This window comes from Pseudoalteromonas atlantica (genome assembly GCA_007988745.1).
In the GTDB taxonomy this organism is placed as follows: domain Bacteria; phylum Pseudomonadota; class Gammaproteobacteria; order Enterobacterales; family Alteromonadaceae; genus Pseudoalteromonas; species Pseudoalteromonas atlantica.
Window position 1 is genome coordinate 1 of sequence record BJUT01000037.1, and the last position, 15,982, is coordinate 15,982.

Annotated in this window: 16 protein-coding genes and 1 pseudogene; 11 read left to right on the forward strand and 6 right to left on the reverse strand. The window is 41.3% G+C overall.

What is annotated here, in order from left to right; translation table 11 throughout:
• Positions 1-744: 744 nt before the first annotated feature.
• The 6 genes from ychF to lolB all read right to left on the reverse strand — a co-directional run bounded on the left by ychF (position 745) and on the right by lolB (position 5,724).
• A complete protein-coding gene (gene ychF, locus PAT01_RS14125) occupies positions 745-1,836 on the reverse strand; it encodes a redox-regulated ATPase YchF (RefSeq protein WP_004588829.1) in 1,092 nt (363 codons plus the stop codon).
• Between the two features lie 33 nt (positions 1,837-1,869).
• Complete coding sequence (gene pth, locus PAT01_RS14130; RefSeq protein ID WP_024033868.1) at positions 1,870-2,454, reverse strand: aminoacyl-tRNA hydrolase; 585 nt, start codon at positions 2,452-2,454, stop codon at positions 1,870-1,872.
• A gap of 18 nt (positions 2,455-2,472) precedes the next feature.
• A complete protein-coding gene (locus PAT01_RS14135) occupies positions 2,473-3,087 on the reverse strand; it encodes a 50S ribosomal protein L25/general stress protein Ctc (RefSeq protein ID WP_004588831.1) in 615 nt (204 codons plus the stop codon).
• Positions 3,088-3,238: 151 nt separating this feature from the next.
• The gene (locus PAT01_RS14140; RefSeq protein ID WP_004588832.1) at positions 3,239-4,186 is read right to left on the reverse strand and encodes a ribose-phosphate pyrophosphokinase; all 948 of its coding nucleotides are present in this window, start codon (positions 4,184-4,186) and stop codon (positions 3,239-3,241) included.
• A 90-nt stretch (positions 4,187-4,276) separates the two neighbouring features.
• Positions 4,277-5,134, reverse strand: a complete 858-nt coding sequence (ispE, locus tag PAT01_RS14145; protein WP_004588833.1) for a 4-(cytidine 5'-diphospho)-2-C-methyl-D-erythritol kinase — start codon at positions 5,132-5,134, stop codon at positions 4,277-4,279.
• A 2-nt stretch (positions 5,135-5,136) separates the two neighbouring features.
• On the reverse strand, positions 5,137-5,724 hold the full coding sequence (gene lolB / locus PAT01_RS14150) for a lipoprotein insertase outer membrane protein LolB (protein WP_004588834.1): 588 nt from the start codon (positions 5,722-5,724) through the stop codon (positions 5,137-5,139).
• An 83-nt stretch (positions 5,725-5,807) separates the two neighbouring features.
• Here lolB and hemA point away from each other — a divergent pair, with 83 nt between their 5' ends.
• The 11 genes and pseudogenes from hemA to PAT01_RS14205 all read left to right on the forward strand — a co-directional run bounded on the left by hemA (position 5,808) and on the right by PAT01_RS14205 (position 15,982).
• Positions 5,808-7,064, forward strand: coding sequence for a glutamyl-tRNA reductase (hemA, locus tag PAT01_RS14155; RefSeq protein WP_004588835.1), 1,257 nt, complete (start codon positions 5,808-5,810; stop codon positions 7,062-7,064).
• A gap of 7 nt (positions 7,065-7,071) precedes the next feature.
• Positions 7,072-8,157 carry a peptide chain release factor 1 gene (prfA, locus tag PAT01_RS14160; RefSeq protein ID WP_004588836.1) on the forward strand — a complete coding sequence of 362 codons (1,086 nt, stop codon included), beginning with the start codon at positions 7,072-7,074 and terminating at the stop codon, positions 8,155-8,157.
• Positions 8,158-8,159: 2 nt separating this feature from the next.
• Positions 8,160-8,999 carry a peptide chain release factor N(5)-glutamine methyltransferase gene (gene prmC / locus PAT01_RS14165; RefSeq protein WP_154945670.1) on the forward strand — a complete coding sequence of 280 codons (840 nt, stop codon included), beginning with the start codon at positions 8,160-8,162 and terminating at the stop codon, positions 8,997-8,999.
• Between the two features lie 57 nt (positions 9,000-9,056).
• Positions 9,057-9,998, forward strand: a pseudogene (locus PAT01_RS14170) (DUF3369 domain-containing protein); the annotation flags it as partial.
• A 314-nt stretch (positions 9,999-10,312) separates the two neighbouring features.
• On the forward strand, positions 10,313-10,687 hold the full coding sequence (locus PAT01_RS14175) for a SirB2 family protein (RefSeq protein WP_024034187.1): 375 nt from the start codon (positions 10,313-10,315) through the stop codon (positions 10,685-10,687).
• A 307-nt stretch (positions 10,688-10,994) separates the two neighbouring features.
• Positions 10,995-11,822: a tetratricopeptide repeat protein gene (locus tag PAT01_RS14180; RefSeq protein ID WP_004588840.1), complete on the forward strand. Its 828-nt coding sequence runs from the start codon at positions 10,995-10,997 to the stop codon at positions 11,820-11,822.
• 14 nt (positions 11,823-11,836) lie between these two features.
• Positions 11,837-13,090 carry a DUF819 family protein gene (locus tag PAT01_RS14185; RefSeq protein WP_004588841.1) on the forward strand — a complete coding sequence of 418 codons (1,254 nt, stop codon included), beginning with the start codon at positions 11,837-11,839 and terminating at the stop codon, positions 13,088-13,090.
• A gap of 9 nt (positions 13,091-13,099) precedes the next feature.
• Positions 13,100-13,954: a 3-deoxy-8-phosphooctulonate synthase gene (gene kdsA, locus PAT01_RS14190; RefSeq protein ID WP_054983446.1), complete on the forward strand. Its 855-nt coding sequence runs from the start codon at positions 13,100-13,102 to the stop codon at positions 13,952-13,954.
• A 128-nt stretch (positions 13,955-14,082) separates the two neighbouring features.
• Positions 14,083-14,979, forward strand: a complete 897-nt coding sequence (locus PAT01_RS14195; protein WP_004588843.1) for a transcriptional regulator GcvA — start codon at positions 14,083-14,085, stop codon at positions 14,977-14,979.
• Between the two features lie 2 nt (positions 14,980-14,981).
• Positions 14,982-15,617, forward strand: a complete 636-nt coding sequence (locus tag PAT01_RS14200; RefSeq protein WP_154945671.1) for an alpha/beta family hydrolase — start codon at positions 14,982-14,984, stop codon at positions 15,615-15,617.
• On the forward strand, positions 15,614-15,982 hold the full coding sequence (locus tag PAT01_RS14205) for a DUF423 domain-containing protein (protein WP_024034182.1): 369 nt from the start codon (positions 15,614-15,616) through the stop codon (positions 15,980-15,982). The genes PAT01_RS14200 and PAT01_RS14205 overlap by 4 nt, the downstream gene beginning before the upstream one ends.

Sequence of the window (15,982 nt, forward strand, 5' to 3'; positions counted from 1 at the left end):
CTCTTTTGTTATCACTTCATCGCTGAGTGCGGGGCGTATTATGCTGATATGACCCAAATCCGTCAACACCTTTTTTGCAAAAAAACACTTAACAGGGTTTGTTTGCAGGAAAATTAAGCTAAGAGGCTAAATTTTAATAAATTTGCTGTTTTTTTAACTGTAAATCAACTGTCAAAGTACACTAAGTAATAACAACTTAAAACCGTTAATATAAAAACTGCTGAGTATTTATGCAGTCGCTTTGTGATCAAGTTGTATTAAAACCGAGTTTATTGAGTATTTTAGCTATTGAATGAAGTTATGATACTTAATAACCAGGTTATGCAATCATTTTAAGTCGCCATAACGTGCGCTAGGTGCGTTAAAAATTACATATTAATCACCGCGTGGGGGTAGTTGGTAGGGTAATTTGCTTACTACTGATGCGTATTTCTTACGTTAAATAAAGTATTTAGCTTAGCTCGTTAGTATCATACCAATCCGTAATAATACTTATATCATTTTGTGGGACTAAACGTGTCGCTATCTGTGTTAAAAAATTCTCATTCAGAACAACTAAATAGCGAATTTTCCTAGCTATCATCTGGTTTTTCCATCAACAAAATAGATCGCTTAATTATGCTAATTGCTATAAAAAGCCAAAAGTAATTAAGGCCATTTGTCTTTTGGATAAAACTTATTTAGATAAAGGCATAAAAAAACCCGCATTAAGCGGGCTTTTATAAACAGATTGTTTAGGCGTAATTATACGTTGAACAAGAAGTTCATTACATCGCCATCTTTAACAATGTACTCTTTACCTTCTTGACGCATTTTACCGGCTTCTTTAGCGCCACCTTCGCCATTAAAGGCAATGTAGTCGTCATAAGCAATGGTTTGTGCGCGAATAAAGCCACGTTCAAAGTCGGTGTGAATTTTACCAGCCGCTTGCGGCGCAGTTGCACCTACTGGAATAGTCCACGCGCGTACTTCTTTTACACCTGCAGTGAAGTAGGTTTGTAAATGTAATAGCTCGTAACCACCGCGAATAACACGGTTTAGGCCTGGTTCTTCTAAACCTAGGTCTGCCATAAATTCAAGCTTGTCTTCTTCATCTAGTTCAGAAAGCTCAGATTCGATTGCAGCACACACCGGAATTACTACAGCATCTTCAGACTCTGCAATAGCACGTACACGGTCAAGGTGTGGGTTATTTTCAAAGCCATCTTCAGCTACGTTAGCAATGTACATAGTAGGCTTAATAGTTAAGAAGTTAATTGAGCTAATTGCTGCTTTTTCTTCTTTAGTAAGCTCTAAAGAGCGAAGTGTTAACCCTTCGTCTAAGTGTACTTTTACTTTTTCAAGTACTGCATTTTGCTCTTTAGCGTCTTTATCGCCGCCTTTCGCTTTTTTAGCGTTACGGAAAATTGCTTTATCAGCGCTGTCCATATCGGCAAGTACTAATTCGGTATTGATAACGTCAATATCGTCAGCAGGGTCAATAGTACCTGCAACGTGAATTACGTTTTCGTCTTCAAAACAGCGAACTACATGGCCAATTGCATCCGTTTCACGAATGTTTGCTAAAAATTGGTTTCCTAAACCTTCACCTTTTGATGCGCCTTTTACTAAACCAGCAATATCAACAAATTCCATACTGGTAGGTAGAATACGTTGAGGATTTACAATTTTTGCTAGCTCGTCTAAGCGAGGATCGGGTACCGGTACTACACCTGTGTTAGGTTCGATGGTACAAAAAGGAAAGTTAGCGGCTTCAATACCCGCTTTAGTTAGTGCATTAAAAAGCGTTGATTTACCAACATTAGGCAAGCCAACGATGCCACATTTAAAACCCATAGTAAGATACCTTGTTAAGATTCGTTTAAACGATTATGGTTTAAAAGAATGTAGTCTGTTTTGTGCTTTTAACACACCATCTTTTGCAAGTATTTCCATACAACGAACTGCTTCATCAACCGCTGCATCCATTTTTTCTTGGTCTTCTTTGGCTGCTTTTCCAAGCACCCAACCGGTAACCATTTCACGATGCCCTGGATGACCGATACCTATGCGTAAACGCATAAAATCTTTTTGGTTTGCCATTTTTGCAATAATGTCTTTTAAGCCATTATGACCGCCATGACCGCCACCTTTTTTAAGTTTGGCAACGCCTGGGTCTAAATCCATTTCGTCATGGGCAACAAGTATGTTTTCCACGGGGATTTTGAAAAAATTGGCTAAACTACCGACCGCTTTACCACTTAAGTTCATGTAGGTGGTGGGGATCAATAATTTGAATTCTTGGCCTTGGATGATCACTTTGCCAGTTAGGCCGTGATATTTAGGATCGTGTTTGAGCGTGCAGTTGTAGCGTGCTGCGAGTTCTTCAATGAACCAAGCACCTGCATTGTGGCGTGTGTTTGCGTATTCGGGGCCTGGATTAGCCAGGCCCACAAGCATTTGAATAGAATTCAAGGTGCAAGACCTTAAATATTATTCAGCAGCGTCTGAAGCTTCTTCTTCAGTAGGAGCTGCTTTGTTAGCTTTGATTGTAACTACTGACAGGTCGTGGCCTTCGCCTTTACCTAGTTCAACAGACTGAACACCTGAAGGAAGTTCAAGGTCAGAAATGTGAACTGAATCACCAACTACTAAATTAGAAACGTTAACTTCAACGAATTCTGGAAGTGCTTTAGGAAGACAAGAAATCTCAACTTCAGTTAACTGGTGAACAACAGTTGCACCAGCTTTAGTAACTGCTTCTTCACCGATGAAGTGAAGAGGAACTTTAGTTACTAATTTGTGAGTTGCATCTACACGTTGGAAATCAAGGTGAGTGATTTTTGGCTTGAATGGGTGACGTTGAATATCTTTTAAGATAGCTTCAACAGACTCGCCGCCAACATTTAGCGTAAGAATGTGCGTGTAAAAACCTTCGCTTTCTTGTGCTTTGATCATGTCTTTATGAGCAAGAGTAAGCGATACCGCTTCTTTATCTGCACCGTAAAGGATAGCAGGTACTTTGTCTTCGCGACGTAGGCGGCGGCTCGCACCAGTACCAGTTTCTACGCGAAGTTCAGCGTTGTAAGTATAAGTTTCGTTAGACATAATGTCTCCAATAATTAAAAGTGTTAGGGCCTTTGCGACCAAGGTCCCTACCCAAAAGGCGCGCTATCATAACACCACCCCCCGATAAAATAAACAACACATACAAAAAAAGCGCCAAAAGGCGCTTATATGTTCCAACGAATGTGTGACTTTAGTGTTCAAACATCGCAGAAATAGATTCTTCATTGCTGATGCGACGAATTGTTTCGGCTAACATGTCAGCAAGAGTCAGTACTTTTACTTTATCAAGCGCTTTTAATTCATCAGATAACGGAATTGAGTCAGTTACAATTACTTCATCAATTACTGAGTTACGAATGTTCTCTGCAGCTTTGCCAGATAAAATAGGGTGCGTTGCATAGGCAAATACGCGTTTAGCACCGTGTTCTTTAAGTGCTTCTGCGGCTTTACATAAAGTACCACCGGTATCAATCATATCATCTACGATAATACAGTCGCGGCCTTCAACATCACCAATAATATGCATTACTTGAGAAACGTTAGCTTGAGGGCGACGTTTATCAATAATAGCAAGGTCTGTGTCGTGAAGTAGTTTTGCAATAGCACGGGCACGTACTACACCACCAATATCTGGTGATACTACAACAACGTCTTCAAACTCACGCTCTTCCATATCTTCAAGTAATACAGGGCTACCAAATACGTTATCTACTGGTACGTCAAAGAAACCTTGTATTTGCTCAGCGTGTAAATCAACCGTAAGAACGCGGTCAACACCTACACTTGATAAGAAATCGGCAACAACTTTAGCGGTAATTGGAACGCGCGCAGAACGTACTCGACGGTCTTGACGTGCATAACCAAAATAAGGAATGACGGCAGTAATACGACCTGCTGATGCACGACGTAGAGCATCAACCATAACGATAAGTTCCATTAGGTTATCGTTAGTAGGGGCACAGGTTGATTGCAAGATAAAAACATCCGAGCCACGAACATTTTCATTTATTTGAACACTGATCTCACCGTCGCTAAAACGGCCAACAACAGCATCGCCTAATTCAATATACAAACGTTTTGCAACTTTTTGAGCTAACTCAGGTGTTGCGTTACCAGCGAAGAGCTTCATGTCAGGCACGGTAGGGTTCCTCAGGCACTGAATTTTTGGACTAACGGGTAAATAGGTAAAACCCACTACGCGTTAACTTATGATTACTTGTACGTTACTTCATTGATCGAATATGGCGGCAAGCTCCGTATGAGCAGGTGAGACATTTGCGCTAGAAGCAACAAAACCCTGCCAAGTATGGGGGAGGTTATCAAGTACATCTTGTGCTTGAACTTGGCTAGCAAATTCGACAAAACAACATGAACCTGTTCCGGTCATCTTCGACGGGGCGTATTTTAGCAACCACTGCAGGGTTTTTTCAACCTCGGGGCAGAGCTTTTTAACTAAAGGCTCACAATCGTTGGTTAATTTATGGGTTCGCCAATCACCTGAAATTTTTGGTGTATCGCGTTTTAAATCTGGGTGAGTGAATATTTTAGCGGTACTGACATGCTGATTAGGGTGCACAACGCAATACCATTTTTGTTCAAGCTCTACGTCAACCAATTGTTCGCCAATACCGTGTGCTATGGCGCTTTTACCACGAATAAATACCGGCACGTCGGCGCCTAATTGCAAGCCTAAGTTTGCTAATTCATCAATATTTAGTTGTGTATTCCACATTTTATTAAGTGCAAGTAACGTGGTGGCTGCATCAGATGAACCGCCTCCCACGCCGCCACCCATAGGTAAACGTTTAGTGAGATTTATTTTTACACCTGATGAAATGCCACAGTGATTTTTAAGCAATAACGCGGCTTTATAGATGAGATTATCGCAATCTGCTATGCCTTTCGTATCACCCGTTATTAAAATAGTGGGCGCTTCGTTAACTGAAAAGTCGAGTGTGTCGCCAAAATTTAAAAAGGTAAATAAGGTTTCTAGTTCGTGATAACCGTCATCACGGCGCGCATTGATGTGTAAAAATAAGTTAAGTTTTGCCGGTGCAATGACCGAAAAAGCTGTTTTAGTATTCATACTTAATTAAATTGCCAATTGTAGAGTTGAATTTTGATTTTAATTTGCTGATGTTTTAGCGTGACATTGCCAGGAACCCAAAAGCCACCTTGCTGTTTATAGTTTGAATACGTTATTTGCCACTTTTTATTGCTGTTATCGTACCAAATAACTTGTTGTGCACGGCCAAGTTCGTCTACTTTTAATGTTTGCGACGTTAACGTGCCTTTTAACCAGTTATCGGCGTTATCAACTGGCAGGTCAAAACCGGTTAAGCGTTTTAATAATAACGCGGCGTTAGTGTCTGTGTATGTTTTATCGTCGTAATCAAGTACCGCACCTGTGCGGGTTTGTTTAAGCGACAATATACGAGTACCAATAAACGTAGTGAGCACTAAGTTGTTTTGTTTTTCGTCTTGTTGCCAATTTAAGTTTGCAGATTGGCGCTCATCAGGGCTTATAAACGCTAATTTACCTTGTGCTTGCCAGGTTTTTTGCGCTGCTAAGCGTGGTTTCCAATCATCGTAAAGCGTTGTTTTTGTATCAATTTGGTGGGCGCAGCCCGCTAAAAACAAAAAAAGAGTGAATAAAATTAAATAATGTCTAATCAAATGTTGTTCCTTACTTTCCATATTCCGCTGATTTTTGGTAAAATTGCCGCCTTTAAAGTAGGGCGCAGCAATATTTGGCAAATATGACCATCATAGCACTTGGTATAAATCACAAAACCGCATCCGTAGAATTACGTGAAAAAGTGGCTTTTTCGCCTGAGCAAATGTCTGAGGCGCTCCAGCAATTAAGCGGTCATGCCGACTTTAACGAAGCCGTTATTGTATCTACCTGTAACCGTACCGAAATCTATTGTAGCCTTGAGCAGTCAAATTCCCAAGCACTGCTAGCCTGGCTTGCCAGTTTCCATGGATTGGATGAACACGAACTGAGCAAAAATATATATTGCCACCAAGGTGATGCAGCCATTAATCATTTAATGCGTGTTGCGTGCGGCTTAGATTCGTTGGTATTGGGCGAGCCGCAAATTTTAGGGCAAATTAAGCAAGCTTATCATAGCGCCAAAACACACGATGCTGTAGGCGTTAAGTTTGATAGGTTGTTTCAAAAAACCTTTTCGGTAGCTAAGCAGGTCCGTACCGACACTGATATTGGTGCCAGTGCTGTGTCGGTGGCGTTTGCAGCGGTTAATTTAGCAAAACATATTTATGGCAAGCTTGATAAAACCAATGTGTTATTAATTGGTGCCGGCGAAACAATAGAGCTTGTAGCTAAACATTTATATCAAAATGAGCCGCAACAAATTACGGTTGCCAATAGAACCATTGAGCGTGCACGCGGTTTAGCGCAGGAAGTGTCGGCCGATGTGATTGCGCTGGCACAACTACCTGAGCGTTTACACAAAGCCGATATTGTTATTAGCTCAACCGCCAGTACGTTACCAATAATAGGTAAAGGGGTGGTCGAGCAAGCATTAAAACAGCGCCGCCATAAACCTATGCTGTTTATTGATATTGCCGTACCGCGCGATATAGAAAGCCAAGTAGGCGAGCTTGACGCAGCCTATTTATATTCCGTTGATGACTTACAAGCCATTGTAAGCGAGAATATGGCCGCGCGTGAACAGGCGGCAGAACAAGCACAATTAATAATAAGCGAGCGCGTAAAAGAATTTGAAATGTGGGTTCGCTCTCTCGATTCGGTTGATTTAATTCGCCACTACCGAAACGACGTACAAACCATTAAGTCAGAACTTGTTGAGCGGGCGGTTAGCCAGCTAAATACAGGTAAAGACGCAGAAAAAATTATATTAGAGTTGGCCAATAAATTAACCAACCGCTTAATGCACGCGCCTACCCGTGCAATTCAAGATGCGGCTAAAAAAGGTGAAGTGGCACAACTAACTCAGTTGAAAAAAATGTTAGGTATTGATCAGGAATAACAGTTAAATGAAAGAGTCTGTATATCGTAAATTAGAAACCTTAGTAGAGCGCTACGAAGAAGTACAAGCGCTACTGAGCGATCCGTCGGTCATTAGTGATCAAAACCGCTTTCGTGCTCTTTCAAAAGAATACTCTGAGCTTGAAGAAATTGTAAAAACATTTTTAGCATACCAACAAGCGCAAGACGATGTAGCGACTGCTGAAGAAATGTTAAAAGATTCAGACCCAGATATGCGTGAAATGGCGCAAGAAGAATATAAAGAAGCTAAAGCGCAAATTTTATCATTAGAAGATGAGCTACAAGTGCTTATGCTTCCTAAAGATCCTAAAGATAACAACAATGTATTTTTAGAAGTACGTGCGGGTACGGGTGGTGACGAAGCGGCTATTTTTGCAGGCGATTTATTTAGAATGTACAGCCGTTACGCCGAAACACAAAAATGGAAAGTTGAAGTAGTGAGCACCAACGAAGGTGAACACGGCGGCTACAAAGAAGTTATCGCAAATATTAGCGGTGAAGGTGTGTACGGTAAGCTTAAGTTTGAATCGGGCGCTCACCGTGTTCAACGTGTACCAGAGACTGAGTCGCAAGGGCGTGTACATACCTCTGCCTGTACGGTCGCAGTAATGGCCGAAATTCCAGAAGCTGAAGCCATTGAAATAAACACCGCCGATATAAAAGTAGATACCTTCAGAGCCTCGGGCGCCGGTGGTCAGCACGTAAATAAAACCGACTCTGCAATTCGTATTACTCATATTCCAACGGGTGTTGTGGTTGAGTGTCAGGATGAGCGTTCGCAACATAAAAACCGTGCTAAAGCGATGTCGGTACTTGCCGCGCGTTTACAGCAAGCCGAAGATGAAAAACGTCATGCGGCTGAGGCCTCTGAGCGTCGTAACTTAGTGGGCAGCGGCGATCGCTCTGAGCGTATTCGTACTTACAACTACCCGCAAGGGCGTATTACCGATCACCGTATTAATTTAACGCTTTATCGCTTAAACGAAGTGGTAACTGGTGATTTAGGCGCAATTATCGATCCATTAATGCAAGAGCATCAGGCTGATTTACTTGCCGCAATGGGCGATGAGTAATTGTGAGCCACACGCTTGAGCAGGCAATAGCGGTTGGTGCAACTAAACTTGCACCAACTAGCGACAGCGCTAAATTAGACGCACAAGTACTGCTATTACATATTCTTCAAAAACCCCGCAGTTACTTATTTACCTGGCCAGATAACCTACTTAGCAGCGACGAACAGCGCCAATATGATGAATTTTGTGAACGGCGTTTAAGTGGTGAACCCGTAGCGCATATTATTGGCCAGCGCGAATTTTGGAGCTTAGCGCTCGAGGTGAATGCTACAACGCTTATTCCTAGGCCTGATACTGAAACACTCGTTGAGCAAGCTTTAGCACTTACCGTGCCTGAGCAAGCAAAAGTGCTTGATTTAGGCACTGGCACCGGCGCTATTGCACTTGCACTTGGCAGTGAAATGCCAACATGGCAAATTACAGCAGTCGACAAAGTAGCAGATGCGGTGGCCTTAGCGACTCGTAATCAGCAGCGTTTAGCCATTAATAATGTGCAAGTTAAGCAAAGTAACTGGTTTAGCGCACTGAAAAATGAGCAGTTTAATTTAATTGTGACCAACCCACCGTACATTGAACACGACGATAAACATTTAAAAGAAGGGGATGTGCGCTTTGAGCCTCTTTCTGCGTTAGTGGCCGATGAGGCAGGAATGGCTGATATAAAACAAATAATTACACAATCACGTGACTATTTGCTCCCTAGTGGCTATCTTTTAATAGAACATGGTTTTGAACAGGGTGAAGCTGTTCGGCATTTGTTTAAGCAAATGGCGTATATAAATATTAAAACAGTAAAAGACTTGGGAAATAACGATCGTGTAACGCTCGCACAGTGGCCTTAATTTGATAATAAACAGCCATGATTGTGTGTTCTATAAATGCATTAAGGAACCTTTAATATGATGGGTGATTTTTTATTTTCAGATGAGCCAGATGAGTTAGAAAGTGAAGTAGAGCTTGGCACTTGGAAAGTATTAATCGTTGATGACGAACCTGAAGTTCATGCTGTTACAAAGCTTGCGTTGAGTGATTTTGAATTTCAGAACAAACGTTTAGAATTTTTAAGCGCATACTCGGGCGCTGAAGCAAAAGAATTAATAAATGCGCACCCAGATGCCGCTATTGTACTGCTAGATGTGGTAATGGAAACAGATGACGCTGGGTTACAGGTTGCTAAATTTATTCGCGAAGAAGCTAATAATAATCATATTCGCATTATTTTAAGAACCGGTCAGCCTGGGCAGGCGCCTGAGCGCCAAGTCATTATTAATTACGATATTAACGACTATAAATCGAAAACAGAGCTGACAGCGCAAAAGCTGTTTACTGTGATTATGTCGAGCTTACGCTCGTATCGCGATATTATTTCTATAGAGCAATCTCGCGAAGGGCTTGAAAAAATTATTGTTGCCTCGCGCGATATATTTGCCACACGTTCAATAGAGCAGTTTATTGAAGGGGTGATGCAGCAACTTACCTCGTTATTAGGCATTGCTGATCAAGCGGTGTATGCCACTACGTTAGTGGCGCAAAATACGCAAGAAAATAGTAACGATAAGCTAATTGTGCGCTCTGGTACCGGTGAGTTTGAGCAAAGCGAGGGTAAAGAGTTAGATGCGGTGCTGCAAAACGAGCAACTAGAGGCGTGTCATCAAGCACTTAAAGATAAAAGCATAATTTATAAAGATAACTATTTATTTGCTTATTGTAGCAGCGAGTACAATCACAATTCGATGTTATTTATATCGGGGATCCCTAAAAATATAACCGATACGCAACGTAATTTAATTGAGATTTTTTCGCAAAATGTACAACTAGCATTTGAGAACGTGCAACGACAACAACGTTAATCGTTACTATAAATTTAAAAAGCACATAGCCTTGCGACTATGTGCTTTTTAGTTTGTGAGGCATAATAGCCAAAGCAGTGCGTAGGGCTTGGTATTATACCAAGCAGCAATAATACTTAATCATTTTGAGGGGGCTAAACGTGTTGCTATCAGCGTTAAAAAATTCTCATTTAGAACAACTAAATAGCAAATTTTTTGCCTAGCTATCAACACGTTTTTCCATCCTCAAAATAGATCACTTAATTAAGCGGATTGGTATTAAACGCACTTAACTAAATTTAACAAAACAAAAAGTACTGAGGCTTATGGATTATTTAGCAGTAAAACACTCACACATGGCAATTGCTATGCTAAGCGTTATCTTATTTTACATCCGCTCTTTTTCGCGTATGGGCAGTGGCAAGCTTGCCAAAAATAAACTGGTTTTTATTGGCAGTCACAGCATTGACACTTTATTACTTATTTCTGCAATAACATTGGTGTTCATGGCAAAAATAAACCCCTTTGAGCAACTATGGTTATTAGAAAAAATAGTGCTTGTAGTGATTTATATTGCGATAGGTATTATTAGTGCTAAACAAACTAATACGCTGCCAAAGATTATGTATGTGGTAGTTAACACGATTGTGATTTTAGCGATAGGGTATTTGGCAACGGCAAAATCGCCGCTACTTTTATAATACCTACTTTGTTGCAAGTTAAGTGTCGGTGCGTGTATATACTTTTTAAACACGCACGATACTTAAAGGCAAGGGGCTTATACGTAAGGAACTTAAACCCCCAAGGAACTTAGGTAACAGATAACGCAGTTAATACACCTCTGCACGCTTTATAGCCTTCACCATTTTTCAGCCAGGCTGGCCTACTCCTTTTACTATAAAGCACACCTCTGGGGTATAATTACGGGTGGGAGCTTCGCTGTATTGGTAACTATCCGTAAAATTAGGTAAACTACGTCTTCGTTTTTTAATAAATGTTGTAGTATTGATGACCACCCTCGGGTATGACGAACACGACGAATCTTATTTAGATGATGCATATGATGAATTTACTCCACCGCCACTTTATCGGTGTATTAATGCAGAGTCGAAATGGGACCCTCAAATAGATTTAGCACCAACTTTTTCTGTATTAACTGACTTTGAGCAGCAGATCACTGCTATGTGCGCAAAGCAAAAAGACCCACACGATAGATTAGAAGCCCTTCTTGATATTTTTTATAGCAAATGGCTATTTAGCGCCTCTGGGCTAAAAGTGCCAGAGCATAAAATAAATAGCTTAAGCTATACACTCACTATGCGCAGCGGCTCTATAACCACATTAGGTATTTTATTGAGCCATTTGCTTGAGCAAGCGCAATTAGATGCCAGTGTGTGTATTAACCAGGGCGATATTAGCGTGCATGTCGCAATAAGTGATGAAGAAGGCTACATTATTGAGCCTAGCAGTGGGCAACAGAGCTGGTACATCATTCCTGAAAATGCGGATGAAGAAAATGGCCAAGAGCAAGAGCCACTTGAGCTTATTTATAACGATGAAGTTTATAAATTGTTTTTAGCGCAGCAAAAATGGTCGTTTATTAGCGAAAATAAATTTGGCCACGCGCTGGTATGTGTTGAGTTGCTAATGGAGCTATTAGGCGATGATCCGTACGAGAGACGCGACAGAGGTTACTTACTCAATCAGTTAGATTGTCCTAAAATGGCACGCGATGATTTACAGTTTTTTATTGATGAGTGCCCGGACGATCCGGCAATTGAAATTATTCAGCATCAACTAGAAGAACTTGAAGATAATAATAAAACACACCATTAAGAATAGGAACAAATATGGCTGATACTCACACTGCATTAATTACTAATGATGCTGTTGTACTGGGTTTGCTTGCTGTAATTTTAGGGTTCATTTTTAAAACCTCTAGCAGCGAAAACCCCAAACTAAAAGCATTTTATAAATATGTACCAGCATTATTGCTGTGTTACTTTTTACCTTCTTTACTCAATACGTTTGGCATTGTAGATGGACATAGTTCAAATGTTTACTATGTTGCTTCGCGCTATTTGCTACCAGCATGTTTAATCTTACTTACTATTAGTATTGATTTAAAAGCGATTATTAATTTAGGCCCCAAAGCGCTAATTATGTTTTTAGTGGGCACGCTGGGTATTGTGATTGGTGGGCCTTTATCTATTTTAGTGGTTAGTGTATTTAGCCCTGATTTAGTAGGCGGCCACGGCCCAGATGCTGTTTGGCGTGGTATGACAACGGTTGCCGGCAGCTGGATTGGCGGCGGCGCTAACCAAGCTTCAATGAAAGAAATGTTTGAAGTGGGCGGCGATATATTCTCGGTTATGGTGACCGTTGATGTAATTGTGGCGAATATTTGGATGGCTGTTTTATTACTCATGGCTGCAAACCATAAAAAAATTGATGCCGCAACAGGGGCTGATACAACCGCCATAGAAGATTTAAAAAACCGTGTTGAGCAATACCATGCAGAGCATGCCCGCATGCCGACACTCAATGATTACATGACCATTATTGCCATAGCATTTGGTATAACGGGGCTTGCTCATTTTTGTGCCGACTTTTTAGGGCCGTTTTTTGCAAACAATTATGCGTGGGCTAAAGAGTACAGCCTAAACAGTAAATTCTTTTGGCTAATTGTTATTTCAACCACGATTGGTATTAGTTTATCATTTACTAAAGTAAGGCAAATAGAAGCGTTTGGCGCATCAAAAGTTGCTTCAAGCTTTTTATATATTTTAGTGGCATCAATTGGCTTACATATGAACGTTACCGCTATATTTAGTAACCCTGGGTTATTTTTAATTGGGGCTATTTGGATGCTAACACACGCAAGTTTAATGCTGATTGTAGCCAAAGTAATAAAAGCCCCGTTATTTTATATGGCGGTGGGCTCGCAAGCTAACGTTGGCGGCGCTGCGTCGGCGCCTGTGGTGGCTTCTGCGTTTCACCCTTCGCTTGCGCCAGTGGGCGTTTTATTAGCTGTACTAGGGTATGGTGTAGGTACATATATGGCCTACATTTGTGGATTAATGATGCAAGCAGTTGCACCTTAAGGAATTTAAATGAACAACCAAGTAATTAATATTAATAATATTGAGCTGGCAAACGACAAACCATTTGTATTATTTGGTGGTATGAATGTTTTAGAGTCGCGCGATTTAGCAATGCGCATTGCAGAGCACTATGTAGAAGTAACGTCTAAATTAAATATTCCTTATGTATTTAAAGCCTCGTTTGATAAAGCGAATCGCTCATCAATAAATTCTTACCGCGGCCCAGGTATGGAAGAAGGCTTAAAAATATTTGAAGAGATTAAAAATACCTTTAATATTCCGCTTATAACCGATGTGCACGAACCACACCAAGCAGCGCCTGTTGCTGAAGTGGTTGATGTAATTCAGTTACCTGCATTTTTAGCACGCCAAACCGATTTAGTGGTAGCTATGGCTAAAACGGGTGCCATTATTAATGTGAAAAAACCACAGTTTTTAGCGCCGCACGAAATGCGTCATATCATTACTAAATTTAATGAAGCAGGTAATGATAATGTTGCACTGTGTGAGCGCGGCTCAAGCTTTGGCTACAACAACTTAGTTGTTGATATGCTAGGTATGGATGACATGAAAGCCATGGCACCGGTTATTTTTGATGCCACCCATGCACTACAGCGCCCAGGCGGGCGAGCTGACTCTGCTGATGGACGCCGTGCACAAGCTGCCGAGCTTGCTCGCAGCGGCATGGCACTGGGCATTGCGGGCCTATTTATTGAAGCGCACCCTAACCCTAATGAAGCAAAGTGTGATGGCCCATGTGCATTAGCACTTAGCAAGCTTGAAGGGTATTTATCGCAAATGAAAGCAGTAGATGACTTAATTAAAAGCTTTGCACCACTTGATACAAGCGCAAGCGATTTATAATTTAACACCTATTTAGGTAATGTTTAAAAAGCGACTTAGGTCGCTTTTTTTATTCCATTAATATACACACACAACGATGCTGTATATAATCTTACGCATAAGAAAAACTAATTCTAAGCTTGGTTACTATGTCAAGACGAGTCCCCCCATTAAACGCACTTAAAGCTTTTGAAGCCGCGGCACGCCATTTAAGCTTTACTAAAGCAGCAGAAGAGCTGTATGTAACGCAAGCGGCAGTGAGCCATCAAATTAAAACCCTTGAAGAGCATTTAGGCTTAAAATTGTTTTTACGTAAAAATCGCTCGTTATTATTAACCGAAGAAGGCCAAGGCTATTTTTTAGATATTAAAGAGATTTTTACCCAGCTGATAGATGCCACCGAAAAGCTACTTGCTCGCGGTGCAAAAGGCTCACTTACCGTAAGTTTGACCCCGAGTTTTGCAATTCAGTGGTTGGTACCTCGATTAAGTTTATTTAACGAACTCCACCCCGAAATAGATGTGCGTATAAAAGCGCAAGACCAAGACGAAAACTCGTTAACCGATGATGTAGATATTGCCATTTACTACGGCCGAGGGCACTGGAGTGGGGTTCAAACTTACAAATTGCACACCGAGTATTTAGTGCCTTTATGTAGCCCACTGTTATTAAGCGGGCATAAACCGCTTAATCAACCGAGTGACTTAGCTCAGCACACTTTGTTGCACGATACCACGCGCCGTAACTGGAAAACCTGGATGAAAACGGCGGGTGTACGTAATGTACAAGTGAATCAAGGCCCTATATTTAGCCACTCATCAATGGTGCTCCAAGCCGCGGTGCACGGCCAAGGCGTAGCAATAGGCAATAGTGTGCTTGCTAAACCCGATATTGACGCGGGCCGTTTAGTGATCCCATTTAGCCACAGCTTAGAGAGTAAAAACGCGTATTACTTAGTGATTAGAGAGTCGCAAACAGAGCTGGGTAAAATAGTCTCGTTTAAAGATTGGATGCTGAGCTTAGTTGAACAAGAACAAGAGTATTAATAATGATTGAATGGTTTAAAAGCGCAACGCAGCCGGCTATTGCACAGTTTATATTTGCGCATGGTGCCGGAGCTGGATCAGATTCTGATTTTATGCAGCATATGGCTAAACTCATTAGTGCGCAGGGTATTGATGTAGGTTTATTTGATTTTGAATACATGCAAATTGCTAAACAAGCACAAAAACGTAGACCGCCAGAGCGAGCCCCTAAACTGTTAGCTTATTACGAGCAAGTACTAACAAATGCGCAACCTAATTTACCGTTATTTATTGGCGGCAAGTCGATGGGCGGGCGTATGGCGTCTATGCTTGCCTGTAGCTCTACACAACCGATTGTAGGTGTATTAGCGTTTGGCTATCCGTTTCATCCGCCCGGTAAGCTAGATAAGCTACGCACCGATCATTTTGCAGACATACCTTGCCCGTTTTTAGTCTTACAAGGCGAGCGAGATACCTTTGGCACCCGTGAAGAGCTTAAAACACTTTCTATGCCAAAACAGCCAAGTTATGTGTGGCTTAGCGATGGCGATCATTCACTCAAACCACGCAAAAAAAGTGGTGTGAGCGAGCTGCAAAATCGTGAAACTGCAGCGCTTGAAGCAAGTAAGTTTATAGCCAATAGAGTGGAGCAATTATGATTAAATTATTTTTACTCACAGGCAGCTTTTTTTGCATGCTGTCGGTTATGTTAGGGGCGTTTGCAGCGCATGGCTTAAAAAGCCGTTTAACTGAGTATTCACTCGGGGTATTTAAAACCGCAGCTGAGTATCAAATGGTGCATGGTTTAGCGCTTATAGCCGTGGCGATTCTTATTAAGTGGGGTATTAATTTAACCGTGGCGGGAGGTTTTTTTATTGCCGGTACACTGCTTTTTAGTGGCAGTTTATATTTACTAGCCCTAAGCGGCATGAAGTGGTTAGGCCCAATAACCCCATTAGGTGGGTTATGTTTTATAATTGGTTGGGTTGTTATTTTAGTGCAAGTTGCACGATTTAAGTTTTAA

Coding starts and splice junctions, on each gene's coding strand:
- ychF (WP_004588829.1), bottom strand. CDS start 1,836: ATGGGTTTTAAATGTGGCATCGTTGGCTTGCCTAATGTTGGTAAATCA.
- PAT01_RS14135 (WP_004588831.1), bottom strand. CDS start 3,087: ATGTCTAACGAAACTTATACTTACAACGCTGAACTTCGCGTAGAAACT.
- ispE (WP_004588833.1), bottom strand. CDS start 5,134: ATGAATACTAAAACAGCTTTTTCGGTCATTGCACCGGCAAAACTTAAC.
- hemA (WP_004588835.1), top strand. CDS start 5,808: ATGACCATCATAGCACTTGGTATAAATCACAAAACCGCATCCGTAGAA.
- prfA (WP_004588836.1), top strand. CDS start 7,072: ATGAAAGAGTCTGTATATCGTAAATTAGAAACCTTAGTAGAGCGCTAC.
- PAT01_RS14175 (WP_024034187.1), top strand. CDS start 10,313: ATGGATTATTTAGCAGTAAAACACTCACACATGGCAATTGCTATGCTA.
- PAT01_RS14180 (WP_004588840.1), top strand. CDS start 10,995: ATGACCACCCTCGGGTATGACGAACACGACGAATCTTATTTAGATGAT.
- PAT01_RS14185 (WP_004588841.1), top strand. CDS start 11,837: ATGGCTGATACTCACACTGCATTAATTACTAATGATGCTGTTGTACTG.
- kdsA (WP_054983446.1), top strand. CDS start 13,100: ATGAACAACCAAGTAATTAATATTAATAATATTGAGCTGGCAAACGAC.
- PAT01_RS14195 (WP_004588843.1), top strand. CDS start 14,083: ATGTCAAGACGAGTCCCCCCATTAAACGCACTTAAAGCTTTTGAAGCC.
- PAT01_RS14200 (WP_154945671.1), top strand. CDS start 14,982: ATGATTGAATGGTTTAAAAGCGCAACGCAGCCGGCTATTGCACAGTTT.
- PAT01_RS14205 (WP_024034182.1), top strand. CDS start 15,614: ATGATTAAATTATTTTTACTCACAGGCAGCTTTTTTTGCATGCTGTCG.